Genomic DNA, 2,752 nt, shown 5'->3' on the forward strand with positions numbered 1-2,752 from the left:
TACGAAATCTGCAAAGTCTTTGCAGAACTAAATACAACTATAATATCTTGATTACTAATAATATACACGATGTTTACTTTCCTTCGGCAATAAATCTTTCGTTGCCGTTATTATGCAGATTATCAATATGTTAAATACCTACCAAACGTATTAATTTGCAGATTTATGATACCAGATTTCTATCAAAAATAGGGCATAACCATCTATTTATTAATTATTTAAGTTCTTATCTTATATGATATAAGCTAAAACTTATTTCCATCTTAACTGTTGAAGATGGTTTTATTGTTCTAAATTATATCCAATAATTATTGACTATAATAATATATTCATTAGCAAACGATAATCTAAGAAAAAGAAAAACTCCAGATGAAAAAATGCATATTTTATTACTGTATATTTTAAAATATGCAGGGGTGGATTTAAATATTCTCCAAAATCGCAGAGAATATGATTGATGAATATTCATATTGGATGGTTATATGCTTTTTCTGTATCAAAGAGATTGTGTAATTACATCTAATTATGTAAAAAGAAGTATTTATCATTTATCTGACGCCAAAATGAAAGAACCCCAAATGCCGGATTCTAATAGCTATTAGAGGCTATCAGGGTTATAAATTAACTTTTAATCCTTTCCTTTTAAAGAAAGCAAGGGCTTCTCTACGACCAATGACCCGTTCCTTTTAAAGGAACACTTTATTCCTTTAAATGGGACGAGTGATAATATTCGTAATAACGATGTGTATTTAGGTTATGTATATGCGTTTTTGAAACTGATATTGCATATTCTTTCATTTAATTATACACTTTTCTTTCTATTAGAGAAAATTAGACCCTCCATTTCTAAAACTAAATCTTAAAAACAGAACACTTTCATCTAGCTTTTGTACCTATTATTATTTTTTGATGAGGCCGTTTTCTCAAGATCACGTACCACTGTTATATCCATTATATTTGCATATACCTGTGTAGTCTTCACACTTTTGTGTCCTAATAGCTTTTGTACCGTAGTAATATTGGCACCACTATATAATAATAAGGTGGCATTTGTATGCCGGGCGGTGTGGAATGACACACGTTTATCTATTTTCGCCAAGCCTGCTAATAAATTCAATTCTTTGTTGATATTAGAATTGTCTTTTAACTTAAAGAAGCTGTCAAGATCATCTTTATAGCGTTGCAATATCTCGATTCCTTTGCCTTCAAATAATAAATATAAAGGAAGACGTACCTCAATACCAGTTTTAACAGACTTGTATATAATCCAGGTTTCCTGATGGAATTCAACAATATTTGCGGAGGTCAGACTGGTGAAATCAGAATATCGTAACCCTGCGTAGCAACAAAATAAAAAAGCATCTTTTGTTTTTTGTAGCCTCGTATATCTTCCTGTTAGCTGTAAATTTTCAAAGCGATATAACTCTTCCGGAGCCAGGTGCGTATGACTTCCCTCTATACTTTTAATTTTATACTTTCTAAAAGCATATTTTTGTATATCCATATATTCCTTATTTATAGCAACGTTAATATATCGTTTTAGATGCTTCATGTGCTTGGCAATGGTATTAAGGTGATAGCCTTTAGACTGCAAGTGATTATCAAATGAGGACACAAATTCAAATGTCAAATCGGTGAATAATATCTCTTTCTTAAATTCCTGAAGTAATTCAAGGGTGGAAAGATGATTTTGTCTGGTGCTCTCTTTCAAAAGAGAATTAGCTACTTCTTCTTTGAAGAAAGTTAAGAATGAGCTCCCGTTACTTAGAGGCTTATCAATCGAATTCTTTAATAAATCTAGCGATATTGGCTTTCCTTGTTGCCATAATCCAAGTTCAGTATGCTCAATAGCTGCTATATTCTCATACAACATACGATTCAAAACATTGGCGTTAGGATGATTCTTCACCATCTTTCGTTTAGCATCCCACTGATCGGGTTTGAGATATATTTTGGTGGAGAAATACATTTTTTTTCTGTTCAGATAGGCCTCTACCTGTACTAACGCCATTCCTTTTTTATTCAATCTCTTCTTTCTGTTAAACACAAGGTTGTAACTGATCTTTTCCATACTTTCATTTTTAAATTAATAATAGAACAAATTAGACGTAATTCTGTGCTATATCAGAGACGAATAAGCATTAATATCTCTAAAAAAAACAAATCTCCAAATAACCGAGTATTCACAAAACTTTAAATTAAATGCCACTTTTTTATTCGCTTTTCCACGAAAAAAGCAAAAAGAATAGCTTTTAAAGGTGTTTTATGACTAAAAACGAGTAAAAGAAATATTAAAAGATGCATTTTGCTCATGCAAAGTGTTACTAGCTATTTTAGCAATCAGCGCTTTTAATAAGAAAAAACATGCTTATCGGCATAAATACAGCACATAAAATAACAAAATGTTATATTTGCAACCTTTTTTTATTAATATAATTGTTAGTTTCAGTTTTATTAATATATTTGCAAATTGTTAGAGTAAAGATACAAATAATGTAAAGTTAAACTTTAAGAGAGAATTTATGAAAAGAAAATTGATGCTGTTATTGGCATGCCTTTTTGTGGGCATAGGCCTGGTAACTGCCCAAACTCAAAAAATCACAGGCGTTGTGATTTCTGAAGAAGACGGGCAGCCAGTTGTTGGCGCTTCTGTGTTGGTAAAAGGTACCACTCAAGGTACAATCACAGATGTAGATGGTAATTTTAATTTGTCGAATGTACCAAGTTCTGCAAAGACTTTGCAGATTTCGTA

General features: G+C 31.4%; 2 protein-coding genes. One reads left to right on the top strand and one right to left on the bottom strand.

Features of this window, described 5'->3' with window-relative positions; all coding sequences use genetic code 11:
* Positions 1-880: 880 nt before the first annotated feature.
* Positions 881-2,071, bottom strand: a complete 1,191-nt coding sequence (locus DW173_RS23485; protein ID WP_004315066.1) for a site-specific integrase — start codon at positions 2,069-2,071, stop codon at positions 881-883.
* 451 nt (positions 2,072-2,522) lie between these two features.
* Here DW173_RS23485 and DW173_RS23490 point away from each other — a divergent pair.
* Positions 2,523-2,752, top strand: a 230-nt coding sequence (locus DW173_RS23490) for a carboxypeptidase-like regulatory domain-containing protein (protein ID WP_181981107.1), incomplete at its 3' end; no start/stop codon positions are given.

It is taken from the genome of Bacteroides sp. AM16-13 (genome assembly GCF_003602705.1).
GTDB lineage: Bacteria > Bacteroidota > Bacteroidia > Bacteroidales > Bacteroidaceae > Bacteroides > Bacteroides xylanisolvens.

Excerpts from the sequence above, each read along its gene's own strand:
- DW173_RS23485 (WP_004315066.1), bottom strand. The coding sequence starts at position 2,071 with ATGGAAAAGATCAGTTACAACCTTGTGTTTAACAGAAAGAAGAGATTG.